We start from the raw sequence: 19238 nt of genomic DNA on the forward strand, positions 1-19238 counted from the left end.
ATCGACAATTTACTCACCTGCAACAGGATCGTGAAATCCCTGTTGATCGGCTGCGTGGATTTCAAAATAATTGTTGGAGCCGAAATTCACCTGAACGGTCTGCCCGGTGTCTCCCAGCTTGCAGGAATTGGGAGAACCTTCTGTGATCATTCCTGGAGTTCGTTCGTTGGCAGTCGTCAACAGAACACGATATTTGCCCGCGAAGGCTCCTGGTTCTTCAGATGTTCGCAGCGAAAACAGGCCATCTTCTTTGAGAATTCCTTGAGCCACTGCAGACTCGCTTTTCAGAGGGATCGGTTCAAAACGAACAACTCCAGATGAGAGTGGTTCCCCCTGACACAATACCTTGCCGGTGACTTCGACAAGTTCTCCCTGTTGTGCAGCAGAGGAATCACAGCCTGCCAAAAAGGGAACGAGTGAAATTAAACAGAACCCGTTCATGCAGAGTGGAAAAAAATCCTTAGAGTCTTTGGAAATCATGAGGGATGACAATTCGTTAACTTTGATAATATAGACTGCTCACAGGAGGAAATGATGTTTGCTGCCCCAGACATCAAGTTGCGAAAAGCGAATTCATGTCTCGGAAACCTTTGAATTCCAGCGCATTACCAGAAGGGTCGTAAAAGAACATGGTTCCCTGTTCTCCAGGCTGACCTTCAAAGCGAATATAGGGTTCAATCACAAACTGCACGCCAGCAGTTTGAAGTTTGTCAGCCAGCTCACTCCAGCGGTCTAATGTTAGTACAACTCCATAATGAGGAACCGGCACTGCGTGTCCATCAACCGGGTTGTGATGCAATGCCGCAGCTTTTAAATCTGGATTCAGATGACAGACAAATTGATGGCCGAAGAAATCGAAATCGACCCATGTTTCTGCACTGCGGCCTTCCGGGCAACCGAGTAAGCTCCCATAAAATTTTCGAGCTTCTGCGATATCGTGAACTTGTACCGCGAGATGGAATGGCATGAGTGCGGAAGTTGTCTCTGCTAAACTCTGTTTCATAACTGGATTTCTTTACATTGAGTGTGGTTTTAATATCAAGACCGCTATGCAATAATTGTACCGAAGGACGCTCGTGTCTTGATGAAACCTTTTGAAAGTTCTTAATGTCGTCCTTATCTCAACAGAAAATCCTGTTTATCGATGACTTGCCGAATCTCTGTGAAGAGATGGTGACCATCCTGCGATCAGTCGATTTGGATGCGGAAGCGATGCTCAGCCCCCATGCAGCTATTCCTCGAATTGCTCGGGGAGAGTTTGCTTTAGTCATCACGGGATTGGTAATCGCAGAACTTAACGGCTTTGAAATCATTCAACGAATTCGAGGGGCTGGCTCTCGTGTTCCCATCATCATGGTGACCGGATATGGAACCGAACAATCGGCTATTGAAGCAGCCAGGCTCGGAGTGGCCGATTATCTCACAAAGCCTGTCGCTGAAGCGGAACTTATTGCCAGAGTGAAACGAGTTCTGAAGCAAAATCTGCCTCAGGAATCGGACGGCCCACGCATACTGGCTCGAATGATTTCGGCAGATCCGTCGATGAATTCCGTCTTTGAGAAGGTGAAAACTATCGCCTCAACTGAGAGTCGGGTTTTAATTCTCGGAGAAACCGGAGCTGGAAAGCAGGTGCTCGCTCATGCGATTCATGATCAGAGTCGGCGGAAAAAAGAGCCTTTTGTCGAAGTTAACTGCGCGGCAATCCCTGCGAATCTACTGGAGAGTGAACTGTTCGGCCATGAGGAAGGAGCCTTCACTGGAGCCTCGAAACGTCGTATCGGACGTTTTGAAGCCGCCGGCAAGGGAACGATCTTTCTGGATGAAATTGGTGAGCTCAGTTTTGATTTGCAATCAAAATTACTGCACGTATTGGACAGTGGAAAATTCTGTCGGGTGGGAGGGAATAAAGACCAGGTCAGTCAGGCACGATTAGTTTCGGCGACCAATCGCGACCTGATCAAAGAAGTTGAACTGGGTCGGTTCCGAGCCGACTTGTTTTATCGATTGAATGTCATCTGTATTGAACTTCCACCACTGCGAGAACGACCTGGAGATATCTCGATACTGATTCAGCATTTCATGGAGAAATTCGTCGCCCCAAGCCAAAAACCCCCCATCATCATGCCGGAGGCACTCTCCATTTTGACGCGTTACTCCTGGCCTGGAAACATTCGAGAATTGCAAAACATGGCTGAGCAATTAGCGATCATGAAAGCTGGAGAGAAAATTGGAGTGGTCGATTTACCTCAGCGAATCATTGATAAAGGAACAACTGAGACACAGACGTCTCCTTTTGTCGCTGAAAGTATCCCATTCCGCACGGCTCGGGATCAGTTTGAAAAAGAGTATCTCGGAAGGCTCATCATGCAGGTTCAAGGGAATCTGGCTGAGGGAGCCCGGATCGCTGAAATGGATCGTGCCCAATTTTATCGACTGGTCAAAAAGCATGGGTTAACATCGAGCTCCCATCAGAATGCTAATACTTAAATTTCCTACTGAGATGATTTGGAAATGTCCTCACTGGCTTTCAATTCAGAATAACCGCTCCCTGTTGTCATTATGACAACATCTATGTCAACATGTTGTCATATCGTCAACAAGGTAGCGGCTTGTTTTCTTGCTTGCCCAAATCGTAATCCTGAAGTAGAGGTTGATGCAGGTCTGTTGCCCGTCCGAATAATGTCACTGATATCGGGGAGAACAGTCAAGAGATCTCAGTTGGCATCGTGATTGCAAGGGTTTGAATTGCTCATCAATGAAATGTTTTCAGGAATACTTACTTTTTTATCTTCACCTGAAAATAATCTGACTGATCATCGTGTGTTAAGGAATTATTGATTGACTGAATTCATTAAGGGCCTGGGCCATCACTCTGCCGAAAATGATATCGATGAATCTGTCTTACAGAAGAAGACGAATAGTTCAATGAAATGGGAACGTGTACTGAGATTGGTTCCTGTTGTTCTTCTTTTGATGGTTTCCGCAATTGTCGGAATGTTGATTCAGCCAACGTGGATTGTTCATCAGTTTACGGTAACTCCGGAAATGCTTGAGAGTCCGGAATCAGCGGTGAGTTATCAGGATTCCGGTTTAACTCCGGCTGACCTGGAACGCTATCAACAAGACGCTTCTTTGCCAGTGCAGAATGAAGTCTTAATCCTTGAGAAGAATGAAGATGGCTCGATCAATTATTCTCAATTGATTGCCAGTAAGCATTTTGGTTTCTGGTCATTACTCCCTGCGATGGTGGCAATCGCTTTATGCTGGTATTGCCGAGAACCCCTGGCGGCTTTGTTGATGGGTATCGCTTGTGGGGCTTTGGTGATGCAACAGTATGATTTGACGGAAAATATTCTGTTACCTTCAATGGCCACCAATCAAACTGCTGGCATCATCCTCTTATATTTATGGCTGCTCGGGGGATTGATGGGAATCTGGACCCGGACAGGAGCCGCTGTCGCTTTTGCCGAGACGGTGACGCGTCACTTTGTCCGCGGCCCACGTTCTGCCAAATTTGTTGCCTGGGCATTAGGGATTGTCTTCTTTCAAGGGGGAACTATTAGCACGGTTATTGTAGGAACAACGGTCAAACCGATTTCCGATCAACATCGGGTCAGCCATGAAGAGCTCTCTTATATCATAGACTCGACTGCATCTCCCATTGCCTGTCTGGTCCCTTTCAATGCCTGGCCAGCTTATGTTCAGTCATTGATATTCATCCCCGGTGTTACCTACCTGATGACGGAATCAGATCGAATCAATTTTTACTTTGCCGCTTTGCCTCTTAGTTTTTATGCAATGGCTGCGATTTTGGGGACACTGCTACTTAGTTTTGACGTGGCCCCATTTTTAGGAAAACGTTTTCGTAAAGCGATTGACCGTGCGCGAACGACAGGGCAATTGAGCCGTATAAATCGGCAGCTGACCTTCGAGTCTAAAACAGTCTCGTCACAAATGCAGAATCATTACCAATCGCATGCGGCAGAGTTTGTCGTTCCAATTCTTTCTTTGATTGCCGTTGCGATGGGAAGCTTTTTCTGGACAGGAACACCTCAGGTTCGCTGGGCCTTTGGTCTGGCTTTATTGATTTCTGCAATCACAGCTTACATTCGGGGGATGACTCTGCAGGATATCGTAAAGGGCATTGGTGAAGGACTGCAGGGAGTCGTCATGTTTTCTCTGATTCTGGTCCTGGCAGTTACGATGGGAAATATCACGCAGACGGCAGGAGGAGGCTTATATCTGGTGGAGTGCCTGGGGGGATCGATTCCCTATTGGTTGCTCCCTGGCACACTATTTGCAATTACAATTATGATCGCGTTTTCCACAGGAACGAGTTGGGGGACATATGCGATTGCCTTCCCACTAACGATGCCCCTGGCAATGGCGATTGCCTCCACGCAACAACTGGCTGACGAGAAACTGTACTTAATGATCAATTTTGCATGTGTACTTAACGGTAGTGTTTTTGGCGACCAGTGTTCGCCAATATCTGATACGACGATTATCAGTGCATTGACGACAGGAACTGACTTGATGGATCACGTGCTCACACAAATTGTGCCTGCATCTCTGGCAGCTGGTGTTGCCGTTTTGGGTTGGACACTTCTGGCACTGACTTGCAACTGAGAATCTTATTATTTACTCACAACGTTATCGCGGGCAGAAAAGATGAATCAATATAACTTTCGAGCCAATTCAACTTCTCGTCATTTATCACGTATCTGTTGTTGTGTTCTAATTCTGGTGACACTGATTCCACTGCCCTCTTCTGCAGAGGATATTGTGCGTCCCGAACGAGCACCTGTTGATATCGCAGAGAGTCATTCAGGAATTGTCGTTTCAGATACCGACATCGCTTCACAGATTGGAGCGGATATCCTGGCTCAGGGAGGTAATGCCGTCGACGCAGCGGTGGCAGTTGCTTTTGCGCTGGCTGTCACCTGGCCTGAAGCCGGAAACATCAGTGGCGGAGGATTCATGATGGTTGCGCCTCCGAACGAAGAAGTCGTTTGTGTCGAATATCGAGAAACTGCTCCTGCATGTGTCGATGAACACAGTTTTGAAAAATGGCAAGAGCGTCACCACGCACGAATGGCAGGAGTTCCGGGCACATTAAGAGGTCTGGAACTGGCCCATAAAAAATATGGAAGTCTGCCTTGGGATCAGCTCGTGAAACATTCGATTCGTATCGCTCGTGAGGGGATCGTTGTCGATGAATATCTGGCTTATTCGCTCAATCGAGTTCTCACGCTTTCCTCGATTAAAAATGAAAAGCGATTTGCAGAATTTCGCAGGCTCTACGGAAAAGCGATTGGAGAACTTTGGCAGACAGGCGATTTGTTCAAACAACCGGATTTAGCCAACACGCTGGAAATCATTGCTGAACATGGAGCCGATGCGTTTTATACCGGTAGCATCGCAAAGAAAATAGTCGCCGAAATGGAAGAGCAGGGAGGCTTGATTACAGCTGAAGATCTAAAGAATTACAAAGCGAACATTCGGCCTGCGGTCTCTGGTCAAGTCAATGGTTATACACTTTACGGTGCTTACCCGCCAAGTTCTGGAGGGATCACGGTTCTCCTGCAAATGAGGATGGCCGAAGCGGTTGGACTGGAAGTGGATCCTGATAATTACTGGAATGTCGATCAGGTCCATCTGTTAGCGGAAATCTCAAAAAGAGCTTTCAGAGATCGAGCGGCTTACCTAGCAGATCCCGATTTCAGCAGCATCCCGGAGTTTATGTTCTCCAATCAATATGCTCAAAAACAGGCTGAAAAAATCTCGCGAAATCAAGCGACTTCCAGTATCGAGGTCGCTGGTGAGATTCCCATCAGTAACCTTCCAGAAGAAAGCCTGGAGACCACGCACTTTTCGATCATAGATCGCAATGGGATGGCTGTCAGTAATACCTATACATTGGAAGGAACTTTTGGCTGCAGAATTGCCCCCAAAGGGACTGGATTTGTTCTGAACAATGAGATGGGCGATTTCAACTGGATTCCAGGATATACAAATCAGCAAGGAAGAATTGGAACAAAGCCGAACTTGATGAGCCCGGGAAAAAGAATGCTAAGTTCGCAATCACCGATGATTGTGAAAAACGATGGAGGCGTTGCTCTGGTGATAGGCAGCCCGGGCGGCAGAACGATTATCAATACTGTCACTGAAATTCTGGTTCAAACACTACTTTTTGAGCGTCCCTTGAGCGAAGCGATTGATGGGCCGCGTTTTCATCATCAATGGTTTCCCGATGAAATCAAATTCGAGTCCGACGACCAGGAGCAACTGACTCGATTAACAAGATCATTAATTGATAGAGGACATACCATCAGCCGCCCTAAAGGCTGGCTGCAGGGGTCGGCCCATGGAATTGAATATGATCCAGCATCGGGCATTGCCATAGGAGTAGCCGACTGGAGACGCGGAGGAAAGGCGGTCGCGGTTCCACAAAAAGTTCAGTCTAACGATAAGCCTGTCACACCTGTCACAAATGACTCTCAATAATATTAGCGCTCACTGGTGAGCATTAGACCTACTGTCAGCAGTTCATTATTGAAGCAAGTTGACTACTCTTGTAAGTAATTCCGTAAGGTACATTAATGCCCAGAGCGCCGATGTGGTCATTTTATCTGTTTTTTATACAAGGATCTATCTGTGAAGTCACATCTCAAACCTGGAAATTCTCAGAAGGGTTTCACTCTTATCGAACTACTGGTTGTTATCGCGATAATCGCTATACTGGTTGCATTGTTACTTCCCGCAGTTCAACAGGCACGTGAAGCAGCACGTCGGTCGAGTTGTAAGAATAATTTGAAACAAATTGGTTTGGCATTACATAATTATCATGACACGCATGGCACATTGCCTGCTGCTTACTATCGCGATCCCGATTATTTCAATCGTGGTTGGGGCTGGGGGGCTCTCATTTTACCTCAGATTGAAGAGACGAACTTATATGACAAAATGGACGTCAGCTTTTCAAGAATTCCACGGGATCCCACTTCTGAAACACAAACGGTTCTCAGTCCCTTTCGTTGCCCTTCCGATGTTGGACCGAATCTGAATCCGGAACGTAATGATCAAGGAATGTCCAACTATATTGCAGTGCAGGGAGCGGATTCCGCTGGAGGATTCCGATCCAATTCAGACGACATTGGAGATTATGGTGGGATGTTATTTCAGATCAGCAGTATTCGCTTTCGTGATGTTACTGACGGTCTTACCAATACTTTGATGATTGGTGAGAGAGCCTTTGTCGACAAAGCTCCCGAAAAACCCTGGTTGGGGGGACAATGGGTCGGCGTAACTTATAATGCTGGCTATGCCGGAGTCATGCGCTGCATGTACAACAGCCTCGACTATCACCTGAATGGCGATTCGGCATGGACATTTAGCAGCCGTCATGCGGGAGGAGTACAATTTGTTCTCGGAGATGGAGCCGTGAAATTCCTCAGCGAAAATATTGATGGAGAAACCCTCGAACGCCTCTCCTCCCGAAATGATGGAGAAGTTGTCGGAGAATTTTAAGGATTGCAAGTCTGGTATCATCCAGACTCATAGAATAGACATTATCCCCCAGTGACGTTAGCAGAAAAGTTAACGTCACTTTGTGGTGTATTCGCTGTTAAATCCTCTTATAGCTGATTTCATAAATGAGGAGCGCGATCTCGACTGCGTTAATAGCACTCAATTTTCATAATACCGTTACCGTAAACTGAGAGCTGCAGTAGTGATATTCATCTAGTCTCCTGGAGATATGTGATATCAGATCACTCGCCTTGCGACGGTAGCCGTTTGCAAATCTAGCCTTATCATTTCTTCGGATATACTCAAGGATTGATTCCCGTTGTTCAACCAAGTCGATTGACGGAACATCTCCAGGAAGTCTTCAGCAATTTCCCGGCAGCCGGTTTCACAGATTTGATGATACTTTTCCAAGGGAACGACGGCATCATACAGGATCTGAGTATCGTTCCAGAATGATTGTCTCCGTGAAAAAAAGTAGGCCCAGCGATTCGTCTCTGCGGGGGTGTTGCAGTCGGAAATCCAGACGGGAATTAGATCGTAGGCTTTTTCTCTGGTGCGGAGAAATTCAATATCCTCCTGGCGGACTTGGTATTCAACGGCATTGAACCAATGGCCGTCAGCTGTCATGGCGTTTAAGACACCATAATCTGAATCTACAGGATGGCAGTATTCTGCATATGCCATCCGATTCAGGCTGATGGTGTTGTAAACCCGGCGAGCCCCCCAGGCAATTACAGAGCGAGCAGTCGACATGGTCTCGGAGCAGAGTACCTGAGCGGCGGAGGACCGATTCATCAAACTACCGTACCCCAGCAGAGAAATTGTCTGATCGGATTCCCCGAACGGGGGCAGTTCATCCCATGGATAATTATAGATCAGTGCATTTTCAGGCAGTGACTTTGGCGTCCTCTGAAATTGTCCAAACTCAAAATAAGGAGCATTGACAGGCGGTAACTCAGACATTCCGTTCTCAATTTAATTTGGTAGAATTAGACTCGATCTGCTGAAGATAAAAGTGATTTCAGCAGATGTCAGAAATAATCATGGCCCGGTTTATGGTTTCAGCTGTGCGGCCCAGTAAATGCCAGAAGCCATCAGTGAGTTTGGGCCATCCTTGGTTTCGGGATGAGGGCTGAAACAAATGACTCTTCCTTCGCCATATTTGGAACGGATCACAGCATGAGTGTCGATCATGGCTTCAACAGGAGCGCCTTTCTTGGCGATTTCGCTGCCGTATGAGGCCAGGACTTCATATCCCGGAAGATCAGACTGATTATCAGGAACAAGAAGTGGCCCCTGACCGTAGTAGACGTCAACTTCTTTCTGTTTGCAGCCCAGCACTTCGCGCCCTGAACTGGTCAGGCATAACGAAACCGTTCCCTGACCTCGAGCCCAGTGTTCTCGATCCCAAACTTTTGCGTTAATCAAACCGAGTGACCATGAATAGTGAGAGGATGCGAGATAGGAGCCAGCGCAGATTCCGACATATCCGCCTCCATTACGAACAAATTCCTTCACTTGTGCACGACCACTTTCCTGCAGTTTTTCTGACTGTTTACTACCGGAACCGCCAGGCATAATCAGCACATCGAAATCGCTGAGACAACCTTCCTGAATTTGCTCCGGTGAAACGCGCTGTGCAGAGAAGCCATGTACGGGGATTAAAAATCGCAACAGGTTACTGGGGCCATTGGAGATTTCCTCAGAATGATCATAGATAGCCACGCGAACGAGTTGAACATTTTCAGCGATAACAATCGTTGGCATCAGCATCAGTAGACCCGCCAGAAGGGCCTGGGAGATTTTATTCATCGAATTCAGCCTTATTGAAATGATACAGTTTTATGAAGGTCGGGTGACTGCTTAGGGAACCAGAATTGTCTTTGTGACCGGCTCAAACTTTGGTGGTGCAGGAGTTTTAATGGTGAGTGCGGCGTTCTTGAGTTGTCGGAGTTCGGTCAACATAGCCTGATAGGAACGACGAGCACTCTCCATATGAACCGCATTCATATCTCTTGGGTTGACCCCTTTGGATTCCCATTTTGAGCGAGCTCTGGCAGTCGCGGAAAGAATCTGATCTTCGACCTTCCAGACATCACTCCAAATTCCCGTCAATACCGTAGAATCAACTCCTTTGTCTCCATCGACAAAGCTCCAGCCTCGCATGGTGTTGGCAATCGCACCAATCGGAGCTTCCTTCTCACCGACGAGTGGCGGGGCAATGTCGCTCATTGATGTCCAGCAGGGAACCGCGATGGAAAATTTAGGATCACCCAGAAAGGCCCACATTGTTGTCATCAAGGGATCTTCCCCTGCTTTCACGCCGTGAAAAACAGCGGCTGATACGGTCGTTGTCCGACTGATCATGGAGTCGGCATTGATGATTTCGGGGAGCTTTCCTGAGGGATCATTCACACTTCCGCAAACGGCAGCACCAGGAGCATCGGAAAGATCCCGGCAGACATTTCGGATCATATATTCGACAGAAACCCCGGCTTCGCCTGGTGAACTGAGCAGCGTGCAGGCTTGACTGAATCGATCGGCTGAATAGAGCGTTTTTCCAGATAATTCTTCAAGTGATGGCTGAGGACTCACTTCCTGTGCAGTTGTCGCAAAATTGGAGCGAACGAGATATCCATTCGGTGCAATCGCGGGATCGTTTGCGTCAAACATTTTGAAGGATGTCGCACCTGTTTCAAATAGAGCAGCACCACCCTGGGCATCGATTACGCCAAAATTGGAATTGGTTCTGCGACCAGATGTATTTGTCTTTTCGAGGAGTTGACGGAACTCTTCAACCGTACGGCACGTTTCAAGTGCAAGTTTCATAAACCCGCCATTGCCCGGGCCACTTCTTTCGCCGTCAGTATTCAAGTCTTTACTTAACGAGTTTTCGATACAGAATCCGGCTTCATTTACACCCATCCAAGCGGAACTGCGACTACCCGCATTGACGACCGCGATCGCTCGATACTTTCCACCTTCGAGAAATGCGACTTCATTCCGTCTCGATGAGGTATCGCGGTTTTTCCATAAAATTGGACGACCGTCAACTGTCGCTCTTCCGCTAATGACGGCCGTCGTGCAGGCGGTAACAACCGAGGGTAAAAACGCGATGAGTGCCCCCCAGAGGATCATACTTGTTCGAATCGTCAATTGTTTTTCTCGGGCTCGCATAAACTTCCTTTTAAATTGATCGTGTTTGAAAAGGGAGGAGTGCGGGAAGACTATGCATACCCGCTGTCAACATAGGCAGTCTCTGCGAAAGTGAAAAATTGGCAAGCACATTGTGCGCAGAAAAGATAACACTTCACGCTAAGTCTTTACTCAGAGTATATTGGCTGAACATTAATAAAACAGGCTCGAATTCCTTTGGCGATTCTTGATTATTTTAACATTCTCTCTGTAACGAACAAATTTGGAACGTCGATTGCACATTTTGTGCATTAGGTGGATTTACTAGTCTATTTATTTACCCTATGAATATGATTTGAATTGGAGAGGTGCTGAGAAGATGATCGCATGTCGTATCCCAGCGATGAATGATCGGCTGAGAATCGCATTGCTGGTCCTGAATGCGAGTCAATGGTCTCGCTCTGTCGTCAGTGGAATAGTGAGCTTTGCTGACGAATATGACAGTTGGGATTTTTGGCTGGCACCACGAAATTTTTCTCAGAAACCAATTCTTCCCTCTGACTGGTCAGGACAGAGGATTATTGCCCGAATTGCTGATGAAGAAATTCATGATTCTGTGAAATCGCGAGGGATTCCCTGCGTCAATGTTTCCTGGCATACAGAACATTCTCTGGATTGCCCCAAAGTGATTTCCGATCCCAAAGCCTGTGGACGAATGGCTGCAGAATACTATGTTGAGCGTGGATTTGAATCGTTTGCCTATATTGGTCCACCTCTCTGTTATAACTATAACGATCCCGTCCTGGATGAAGTGAAATCAGTCGTTGACGGTGTTGGTGGCTCATTGAATTGTTTTGATCCGGATCCAAATTTTCCCTCGTCAGATTACGATTTTCAGAGAAGCCGGATGCGGGGCTGGATCCATTCATTGCCAAAACCTGTTGGATTGATCGCCTGGTCGACTAACGTGGCCCGGGAAATAATGTTGACGAGCCTCAATGAGCAATTCGATATTCCTAACGATGTTGCAATCTTGGCGATTGAACACGAGCCCACGCTCTCTTCGCTGTGCCCCTTCCCGATTTCTTATGTTCAGCAATCAACTGAAACCGTTGGGTTTGAAGCGGCCAAAGAACTGCAACGATTGATGAATGGCGGAACGCCTCGAGAATCCCCAATTTTAATTCAGCCTGAAGGAATTGTTGAGAAAACTTCGACTGATACGATATTTACACAAGACGATATTGTTCAGGAAGCGGTTGCCTTTATCCGACGGAACTCGGCCAGTGGAATCAGTGTGGATGAACTGACTCGAGCACTCAATGTTTCACGACGTTCTCTTGAGGAGCGTTTCCGACGTTCACTGAATCGTACTCCCGCTGATGAAATTCGCACGGCTCGACTGGAAGTCATTAAATCCTATTTAAAACGGACCACACTTTCTTTATCAGAGATCAGTGATCGAACCGGATTCAGCTGTCAGAATGCGATGCTCCGATTCTTCAAACGGCTTACCAGCCAGACGCCTGGTCAATTCCGTCGTAACTACTCCTACAGCACTACGACCGAATAAATCACTCCTTATTGATAGGTGAGTCTTCTGATCGCTCCAGTGAGAAATCTCATCTGCGAGAAAACCTCCCTACTTGACACTCCCCACATTCCCTGTTTCACACATTCCTGCCATCGCCCGATATCGGGCAGAACTTATGACTGCAAAAAACGTTAATCACTTTGCGCAAACGACGCTCGTACTCACTTGAAGAGCGTTTATAACTAATTATCTTAAAGCAGCCAACATGAAGAAAATATTCTCATGCGGCTTGCAATCGTTTTCAATACCATTATGAGGGTCATCATGAAAGATTCTAAATTGTCGGTTTCGGTACAGAATCGAAAAGCATTCACGCTCATCGAATTATTAGTTGTTATCGCTATTATTGCCATACTGGTAGCATTACTACTGCCAGCTGTTCAGCAGGCTCGGGAAGCAGCACGTCGTTCTTCCTGTAAAAACAATTTGAAACAAATCGGTTTGGCACTTCACAATTATCACGATGCCCATTCCTGTTTTCCTTCTGGCTTTTATCGTCGTGATTACAGCGTTTCGTCGACATTTGCAGGGCCGGGTTGGGGTTGGGGCACAATGATTCTGCCACAACTCGAACAGACGGCTCTATGGGACGCACTGTCACCCAACGCAACCATTCTCTCACGATCGGCTACGATGGTTCCGTTAACTCAAACACCTATTGAAACATTCCGCTGTCCAAGTTGTCCTGGTGGTAACCTGAATGAAAGGTTGATTGATGATCCAACAGATGAACCTCATGCCATTTCCACATACAAAGGGGTATTTGGTGATTTGAATACACAATACAATTATTCAGGTGATGATTGTGCCTACTACTCGGGGAGTTGCATCAGCGGCGGTAATGGAGTTTTCAGCTCAAACAGTTCAGAGAAATTCCGTGATATTACTGATGGCACCTCAAATACTCTTATGATCGGTGAAGTTGCCTATGGGATTAACGGAGTGCGTAATTCCTCGGGAACATTGATTGATTATCGTGGTTCAGTCTGGGCTGGAGTTGATGCTGATGGGGCCCGCAGTAACGTCGCTACCCATCAGACCTTACGAGGACTCAACGGGAGTGGAAACCCGGAATCACTCTACTCCATTAACGGAACCAATAGTAATTCTTTCAGCTCACATCACAAGGGGGGAGTTCAGTTTGTCTTGACTGATGGCAGCGTGAGATTCCTTTCAGAAAATCTGGACTCACAAACCACGAACTGGTTGGCAGCCCGCGATGACGGTGAGGTCCTGGGTGAGTTTTAAGTTGATTTGAATAAACCTTCTTCTCATTCCTACTTCATTCTTCTATCGTGGCAATTGAATCGGATCACTGTTTATGAATTTAAAGCTTGACTTACCTAAACTCTTTTTCCTGATGGCTGCCATGTGTTTCCAGATCGGATGTTCTGGATCTGGGCAGCCAGATTACGAGATGAAATCTGTCAGTGGGACTATTACCTTTGAGGGGCAACCGGTCGAGAATGCCAGTGTTGTCTTTGATGCTCCGAGCGGTGCACGCGCTTTTGGTCTGACGGATTCTATGGGCCAGTTTCAATTGGAAACTCATCGCTACGGTAAGGGAGCACCTGCCGGGGAATATCTGGTTAAGGTCCTTAGTAAAGAAGGCACAAAAGTCAAAGACTCATCTCAGCCTCTGGAAATTTCCATGCTGTATCAGGAAAATGGAGTGGCGAAAGTAGTCGTCACAGATGAGAGTGAATCTCGATTCACATTCGATCTGAAAAAGAGTCCTGATGAGGACGATGTGATTTCATCAATGAGTGGCGAGGGATAATCTGGAAACGGAAATTCGACTCTCACAATGATTCGAAACGCTCTCGATTGAATTCAACCGAGAGCGTTTTCTTTTAGTGATGCGAGATCAGTGAGAACGATCTGTGTATCATGATGAGTTTAATTCCAATTTGAATTCGAGAAAAACTTGCTCTTGTCGATAGTTATCTCTTTATCTCAGTTGTACCTCAGTCAAAATCATTAAATCGAATCATTGTAAATAGCCTGGATGTGAATGTGTTTAATCGATTAATGCTCTCGCTTTGTTTAACCGTCTCATTGGTATCGAGCCTTGTGCTGTCTGCAAACCGAATTTATGCACAGGAACCGGTTCAATCTGATGGGGTAAGAAGTCCCGAAGACTATTTGCGACGTCCAGTCGGAACGGATTTTAAACTCGCGGATTGGCCCACGGTCAGCGACTACTATCGTCAACTTGCCGATCAGAGTGAAAATGTTTTATTGAGAGAAGTCGGGAAGACGACGGAAGGGCGCGAGTTTTTAATAGCCGTTATTTCCAGTAAAACCAATCTGGAGAATCTTGATGAAATTAAGAAGCAAACCAGCATAGTTACAGATCCCCGAAACCGATCAGATGAGGAGAAGCAATGGGCTATTAATGAAGGGAAAGTCGTTCTTTTCGTGACACCAACCATGCATGCGACGGAAGCAGCCGCCACGGAGATGGGGATGCAGTTCGCCTGGCAGCTGGCCACCTCACAAGAAGAACCGTTCCGTTCCGCTCGCGAGAATATCGTCGTCGTGATTACGCCGTCATTGAATCCAGATGGCGTTGATCATGTTGTGCAATGGTATCGCGAACACGTTTTCACTCCCTTTGAGGGAACGTCGATGACCAAACTCTATCAATACTACACGGGGCACGACAATAACCGGGACTGGTTTATGCTCACCCAGGCAGAAACCCGACATTTAACCGGGCTCATGTATCAGGAGTGGTTCCCTCAAATTCTGTGGGATGTTCATCAACAGGGGAATTCGCGAGAACGTTTTTTTGTGCCTCCTTATCGAGACCCGTTAAATCCGAACCTCGACCCAGGTATCGTCGCCGGCATCAATGTGCTGGGAACTCGAGCGGTAATGGATATGCAACGGGAAGGGTTAAATGGAATCGCTACCGGAGTTTCTTATGACAACTGGTGGAACGGTGGAAACCGAAGTGTGCCCGCGCGTCACAACACAATCGGAATTCTGACCGAAGCGGCTTCGGTTAAGATTGCCTCTCCAGTCTTTCAGGAAGAAACCGTGTTGGGAGATCCCCTGGGGCAAAAGAAATATCAGCCATCCAACAGTTTTATTCAGCCGTGGCCGGGCGGATGGTGGCGATTGAATGATATTGTTAAGTACGAACTTTCGTTCGGCCGTTCACTCCTGGCGAGCATCAATCGAGAACCGGAGTTCTGGTTGAGAAATGCCATGGAGGCAGCCGAGCGAAGTATTGCCTCTGGAAAAGCCGGCGGCCCTCGAGCCTGGCTGATAACAATTGAAAATCGTGACCTGCATGCCGTCCGACGTCTTGCCGATATCCTGATGGCTTCTGGTGTCGAAGTGAGCAAAGCCGATGCGGAGTTTGTGGCTGATGGGCGAACTTACCCTCCTGGCACACTCATCATCTGGCGCGATCAACCATACGGCAATTACGTTAAAGATCTATTTGAACTCCAGAAATTCCCCGAGGGAAGGGCTCCCTATGATGTTTCAGGCTGGACGATTCCATTACTGATGGGAGTCCATCGCGTTACTGTCAACCATGACTTTCAGGCAAACGTGTCGCTGCTCCCAAATTCAGGAGCGTCGACAACAGAGTTTCCAGGTGACAAACGTCTGGCCGATCCCTCTGCCAGCAACGCCCTTTCCTCTCTCGATAGTAGTAGCTGGACTAAACTGGTCAACAGTTTGCAAGCTGGAACTGAACATCGATTCGTTGTGAAAGGAGCAAACGCCGGACTTATTCTTCCGGGAGCAAAACCTGAAGAAGACACACTTCCCATTCGCAGCGTTCCCCGAATTGGTGTGTATGCCCCTTGGACAGGAAGTATGGATGAGGGCTGGCTGCGGTGGGTGCTCGATGAATTTGAGATTCCCTTCCAGACACTTCGCAATGAAACCATTCGAGCCGGGAGATTAGAGGATCTCGTGGATGTCATCATCATCCCTGATGTCACCAAAGTTCAATTAAATCATGGCCGCAAACCGGAACCTTCTCCACCTCAGTTTAGCGAGGGACTGGAACCAGAGGGAGCAATTGCCCTTGAACGTTTCGTTCGGCAAGGGGGACGAGTTATCGCCTTTGATGATGCGAGCAACTGGATGATTGACCTCCTGCAACTTCCACTCGTAGATGTCACCGAAGAAAAATCAGCCAAGGAATTTTCGTGTCCGGGAAGTGTTCTGCGTAGTGTCTTTGAGGAGCATCCCTTCACGGCTGGCCTACCTCCAGATATTGCAGTTTACTTTGCGAAGTCGACAGCATGGCGAGTGAAAAACAAAGAGGAACTTAAAGATGTAGAACTCAAACCCGAGACCGTTACGACTTTGCTGAAGTATGCTCCCACGCGCGTGCTGTACTCGGGGTACATCGCGAAAGAAGAAATCATTCACGATCAAATGGCTTGGGCCGTCTGTCCCTATGGCGAAGGAGATGTGCACCTGTTTGGCTTTCGCCCCCATTATCGAGCCTGGTCGCAAGCGACTTTCTCACTACTATTCCGCTCAATATTTTTTACAGCTGATAAAAAATAAATCTGCCATGTCTATTGATAATGTTGATACTTTTGGACGATGGCAAGTAATCGCGTACCAAAACCAGATCGGATCTAGAACCCATGATCGGGTACAATATTGGTCCAGATCCAGCGCCATAAATATGGACAACTTAAACCAGTCATCGACTCTTGGAAGACTGATTACGTTATTCGCTTGAGCGTAGTCAGATTCTCATGCCGTATTTGAGCATATTTGTTGAGATGAAGTATCGAGAGTAAGAAGTTCGGTCCCATTTGGATCACTGCTGAAATTAAGGTCGATATTGTTGTGTCCTGCTTCAATCTCCTAGATAAAATAATGCTTCCCACTGTAATGCTGAGGAACTATAGAAGTCCATTCTTCAGGTGGGATCTCCGTACTCACTTCCAGGTGGATTCAATTTTGAAATGCACGGGTTTTGGGTTCGAACAGTTCGTGTGGTGATTTGAATTGGTACTTTTTGCGAGGCCGGTTGTTCAACTCCATCACAGCCGCTTGAATATCCTCGGCTTTCAGTTTACGGAAATCGCTCCCCTTCAGGAAGTATTGCCGCAGAAGCCCGTTGGTGTTCTCATTCTGGCCGCGTTGCCACGGCTGGCGAGCCGGAGCAAAATAGATCGCACAATGCAGGGCTTGCTCCAACTCTCGATGACCCGAAAACTCACTCCCGTTGTCCGTCGTCAAAGTTCGAATCAATGACGATGGCAACCCCTCAAACGCAAACACCGAAGCCGCGTTCAACGTCGATGCTTTCTTGTCCGGCAGATAGCTCGCCACAAGATAGCCGGTCTTGCGTTCGACATGCGTGACAATGTAGCCGGTCCCCTTTTGACCCTCGATGGTATCCGATTCCCAGTGCCCGATCCGCGAACGATTGCGTGCAGAAACCGGTCGCTGATCCATTGGCTTTTTGGTCGGGTCGCATCGTCTGGAGATCCCTGTGCCGTAGCGTTTGCGGCGTTTCTTTCTCGATTGACGCAGCTGCCTGTAGATGTTGCCGCCCTGCTTTTTGTTTGCTTTGATCCAGGCGTAAATCGTCTCAATGGATATTCGCATTCTGGCCTCCCGAGGATGCAGTCGCAAGAGTTGACCTGCAATCTGTTCCGGCGACCACTTGAGAGACAACTTATCGAGCAGGAATTCTTTGAGCGGAGCGTGGTTGAGTTTCCAGGGGAGTTTGCAGAGTTGTCGACGCCGTCGCGCTTTGCGGTCGGCTTTCCCGGCGAAATACTTCCCGGTCGCATCCGAATTCCGCCGCAGTTCTCGGGAGATCGTGCTGGGGTCTCGGGATAACTCGCGCGCAATTTCTATTCGAGAGTGTCCCAGGGCGTGCATGTGCGCTATGGAATCACGTTCCTCAGCAGTAAGATGCGTGTGTGACATTCGTGATTTCTTCTTAGTAGGATTGATGGTCGTTTGGTCAAAACAAACCATCTCACGAATGTCACTCTTTTTCCATCAACCCGTGCATTTCAAAATTGAATCCACCTTTCTTTTATATTCATCTCATCATTGTAAACGCTGATAACGCAACATTACCTTTGGTATTAGGTGCATAAATTAGTTGATATTTTTTACCAACGAACTCGGACGGATCAATTTCGCATAAATCAGTTGAATTTGCCGCCCGACCACTTAATCCTAATAAGAATCTACCGTATTTATTTGCCGATCTGGGAGCCATTTTTGGCTTATCAGCAAAGGCGGCATACTTGATTCCCTCTTCGCCTTCGAAGTCGAACCTTCGATAAATGGTCTGTTTATCGCTTTTTTCGTTTATCAGCCAATCAGTCATGCCAATAAATTTCGCTTCGTAAGCTCCCGCTTCAATCGTCATCACGTCACTGTTAACGACGATTTTTTCACTAACGTACTCGCTCATAATTTAATATACTTTACTTTTTAATGTGTATTTTCTCCTTCCGCTTTTTCGTTGACAATTTCTACTTCGAAATTTCAACAATTAGTTTTTTCAAGTTGTTCAAGTTTATAAGTTTACAAGTTGGTCAGGTTATCAAGTTAATAAATCAGTTTTTTCAAGTTGTTCAAGTTCTTCAGTTTTTTGACCCATCCACTATTTTTTGGTACTAGAAATTAATTACCAGTGGGGGATCGTTAGTGCAATCTCTTTCGAGCATTATTTCAGGTAGGGTTACCTTTCCTTTCCTCTTACCCGACTTTGTTGTTTGCTAGAAATTTCTCGTAATCCTCTTTTGTTACTCGATAGGTCTTTCCAACCTTATAAGCGGTAATTTCTCCAGTCTCGATCAATCTTCGTACCGTTGTAGGATTGATCTCTAGACTTTTTGCGATCTCTGATACAGTTAGCATAATATTCTCCTTTTTCATTGTTTGCTACTGATTTGTTAATTTTACTACTATTAGATAGTGTCGCAAATACGAATATTCAAAAAATTCTAGAAATAATTCTAAA

The 19238-nt window shown here is 46.8% G+C and carries 16 protein-coding genes; 8 read left to right on the forward strand and 8 right to left on the reverse strand.

Annotated elements, in window-relative coordinates:
• Positions 1 to 9: 9 nt before the first annotated feature.
• Together Pan54_RS01675 and Pan54_RS01680 are read right to left on the reverse strand one after the other, a co-directional pair.
• A complete protein-coding gene (locus Pan54_RS01675) occupies positions 10 to 480 on the reverse strand; it encodes a hypothetical protein (protein WP_146501846.1) in 471 nt (156 codons plus the stop codon).
• Positions 481 to 553: 73 nt separating this feature from the next.
• Positions 554 to 1003, reverse strand: a complete 450-nt coding sequence (locus Pan54_RS01680) for a VOC family protein (RefSeq protein WP_207310019.1) — start codon at positions 1001 to 1003, stop codon at positions 554 to 556.
• 104 nt (positions 1004 to 1107) lie between these two features.
• Between Pan54_RS01680 and Pan54_RS01685 the strand changes: the two genes are divergently transcribed.
• The 4 genes from Pan54_RS01685 (at position 1108) to Pan54_RS01700 (ending at position 7530) form a co-directional block, all read left to right on the forward strand.
• Positions 1108 to 2487 (forward strand): sigma-54-dependent transcriptional regulator, encoded by a 1380-nt coding sequence (locus Pan54_RS01685; protein WP_146501847.1) that lies wholly within the window; start codon positions 1108 to 1110, stop codon positions 2485 to 2487.
• A gap of 351 nt (positions 2488 to 2838) precedes the next feature.
• Positions 2839 to 4629 (forward strand): Na+/H+ antiporter NhaC family protein, encoded by a 1791-nt coding sequence (locus Pan54_RS01690; RefSeq protein ID WP_146501848.1) that lies wholly within the window; start codon positions 2839 to 2841, stop codon positions 4627 to 4629.
• A 42-nt stretch (positions 4630 to 4671) separates the two neighbouring features.
• Positions 4672 to 6507, forward strand: coding sequence for a gamma-glutamyltransferase (gene ggt, locus Pan54_RS01695; RefSeq protein ID WP_146501849.1), 1836 nt, complete (start codon positions 4672 to 4674; stop codon positions 6505 to 6507).
• A 150-nt stretch (positions 6508 to 6657) separates the two neighbouring features.
• Positions 6658 to 7530 (forward strand): DUF1559 domain-containing protein, encoded by an 873-nt coding sequence (locus tag Pan54_RS01700; protein WP_146501850.1) that lies wholly within the window; start codon positions 6658 to 6660, stop codon positions 7528 to 7530.
• Between the two features lie 237 nt (positions 7531 to 7767).
• Here Pan54_RS01700 and Pan54_RS01705 read toward each other — a convergent pair whose 3' ends face one another.
• The 3 genes from Pan54_RS01705 to Pan54_RS01715 form a co-directional block, all read right to left on the reverse strand.
• On the reverse strand, positions 7768 to 8493 hold the full coding sequence (locus Pan54_RS01705) for a hypothetical protein (RefSeq protein WP_146501851.1): 726 nt from the start codon (positions 8491 to 8493) through the stop codon (positions 7768 to 7770).
• A gap of 90 nt (positions 8494 to 8583) precedes the next feature.
• Positions 8584 to 9342 carry a BPL-N domain-containing protein gene (locus Pan54_RS01710; protein ID WP_146501852.1) on the reverse strand — a complete coding sequence of 253 codons (759 nt, stop codon included), beginning with the start codon at positions 9340 to 9342 and terminating at the stop codon, positions 8584 to 8586.
• Positions 9343 to 9393: 51 nt separating this feature from the next.
• Positions 9394 to 10707 (reverse strand): peptidase C45, encoded by a 1314-nt coding sequence (locus tag Pan54_RS01715; protein WP_146501853.1) that lies wholly within the window; start codon positions 10705 to 10707, stop codon positions 9394 to 9396.
• Between the two features lie 337 nt (positions 10708 to 11044).
• Between Pan54_RS01715 and Pan54_RS01720 the strand changes: the two genes are divergently transcribed.
• The 4 genes from Pan54_RS01720 to Pan54_RS01735 all read left to right on the forward strand — a co-directional run bounded on the left by Pan54_RS01720 (position 11045) and on the right by Pan54_RS01735 (position 16801).
• Positions 11045 to 12238, forward strand: coding sequence for an AraC family transcriptional regulator (locus Pan54_RS01720; protein ID WP_146501854.1), 1194 nt, complete (start codon positions 11045 to 11047; stop codon positions 12236 to 12238).
• 285 nt (positions 12239 to 12523) lie between these two features.
• Complete coding sequence (locus Pan54_RS01725) at positions 12524 to 13507, forward strand: DUF1559 domain-containing protein (RefSeq protein ID WP_146501855.1); 984 nt, start codon at positions 12524 to 12526, stop codon at positions 13505 to 13507.
• Positions 13508 to 13676: 169 nt separating this feature from the next.
• A complete protein-coding gene (locus Pan54_RS01730) occupies positions 13677 to 14039 on the forward strand; it encodes a carboxypeptidase-like regulatory domain-containing protein (protein WP_207310020.1) in 363 nt (120 codons plus the stop codon).
• Between the two features lie 236 nt (positions 14040 to 14275).
• Positions 14276 to 16801 carry a M14 family metallopeptidase gene (locus Pan54_RS01735; RefSeq protein WP_146501857.1) on the forward strand — a complete coding sequence of 842 codons (2526 nt, stop codon included), beginning with the start codon at positions 14276 to 14278 and terminating at the stop codon, positions 16799 to 16801.
• A gap of 399 nt (positions 16802 to 17200) precedes the next feature.
• On the opposite strand, the gene Pan54_RS01740 is transcribed toward Pan54_RS01735, so the two are convergent.
• The 3 genes from Pan54_RS01740 to Pan54_RS01750 all read right to left on the reverse strand — a co-directional run bounded on the left by Pan54_RS01740 (position 17201) and on the right by Pan54_RS01750 (position 19135).
• Positions 17201 to 18187, reverse strand: a complete 987-nt coding sequence (locus Pan54_RS01740) for an IS30 family transposase (protein ID WP_165441826.1) — start codon at positions 18185 to 18187, stop codon at positions 17201 to 17203.
• 118 nt (positions 18188 to 18305) lie between these two features.
• Positions 18306 to 18686, reverse strand: coding sequence for a hypothetical protein (locus Pan54_RS01745; RefSeq protein ID WP_146501859.1), 381 nt, complete (start codon positions 18684 to 18686; stop codon positions 18306 to 18308).
• A gap of 287 nt (positions 18687 to 18973) precedes the next feature.
• On the reverse strand, positions 18974 to 19135 hold the full coding sequence (locus Pan54_RS01750) for a helix-turn-helix domain-containing protein (protein WP_165441527.1): 162 nt from the start codon (positions 19133 to 19135) through the stop codon (positions 18974 to 18976).
• Positions 19136 to 19238 lie beyond the last annotated feature (103 nt).

It is taken from the genome of Rubinisphaera italica (assembly GCF_007859715.1).
In the GTDB taxonomy this organism is placed as follows: domain Bacteria; phylum Planctomycetota; class Planctomycetia; order Planctomycetales; family Planctomycetaceae; genus Rubinisphaera; species Rubinisphaera italica.

Bases quoted from the DNA above. Each gene is read 5' to 3' on its own strand.
- Pan54_RS01675 (WP_146501846.1), bottom strand. From the start codon at position 480: ATGATTTCCAAAGACTCTAAGGATTTTTTTCCACTCTGCATGAACGGG.
- Pan54_RS01680 (WP_207310019.1), bottom strand. From the start codon at position 1,003: ATGAAACAGAGTTTAGCAGAGACAACTTCCGCACTCATGCCATTCCAT.
- Pan54_RS01685 (WP_146501847.1), top strand. From the start codon at position 1,108: ATGTCGTCCTTATCTCAACAGAAAATCCTGTTTATCGATGACTTGCCG.
- ggt (WP_146501849.1), top strand. From the start codon at position 4,672: ATGAATCAATATAACTTTCGAGCCAATTCAACTTCTCGTCATTTATCA.
- Pan54_RS01705 (WP_146501851.1), bottom strand. From the start codon at position 8,493: ATGTCTGAGTTACCGCCTGTCAATGCTCCTTATTTTGAGTTTGGACAA.
- Pan54_RS01710 (WP_146501852.1), bottom strand. From the start codon at position 9,342: ATGAATAAAATCTCCCAGGCCCTTCTGGCGGGTCTACTGATGCTGATG.
- Pan54_RS01715 (WP_146501853.1), bottom strand. From the start codon at position 10,707: ATGCGAGCCCGAGAAAAACAATTGACGATTCGAACAAGTATGATCCTC.
- Pan54_RS01720 (WP_146501854.1), top strand. From the start codon at position 11,045: ATGATCGCATGTCGTATCCCAGCGATGAATGATCGGCTGAGAATCGCA.
- Pan54_RS01725 (WP_146501855.1), top strand. From the start codon at position 12,524: ATGAAAGATTCTAAATTGTCGGTTTCGGTACAGAATCGAAAAGCATTC.
- Pan54_RS01730 (WP_207310020.1), top strand. From the start codon at position 13,677: ATGAAATCTGTCAGTGGGACTATTACCTTTGAGGGGCAACCGGTCGAG.
- Pan54_RS01740 (WP_165441826.1), bottom strand. From the start codon at position 18,187: ATGTCACACACGCATCTTACTGCTGAGGAACGTGATTCCATAGCGCAC.
- Pan54_RS01745 (WP_146501859.1), bottom strand. From the start codon at position 18,686: ATGAGCGAGTACGTTAGTGAAAAAATCGTCGTTAACAGTGACGTGATG.
- Pan54_RS01750 (WP_165441527.1), bottom strand. From the start codon at position 19,135: ATGCTAACTGTATCAGAGATCGCAAAAAGTCTAGAGATCAATCCTACA.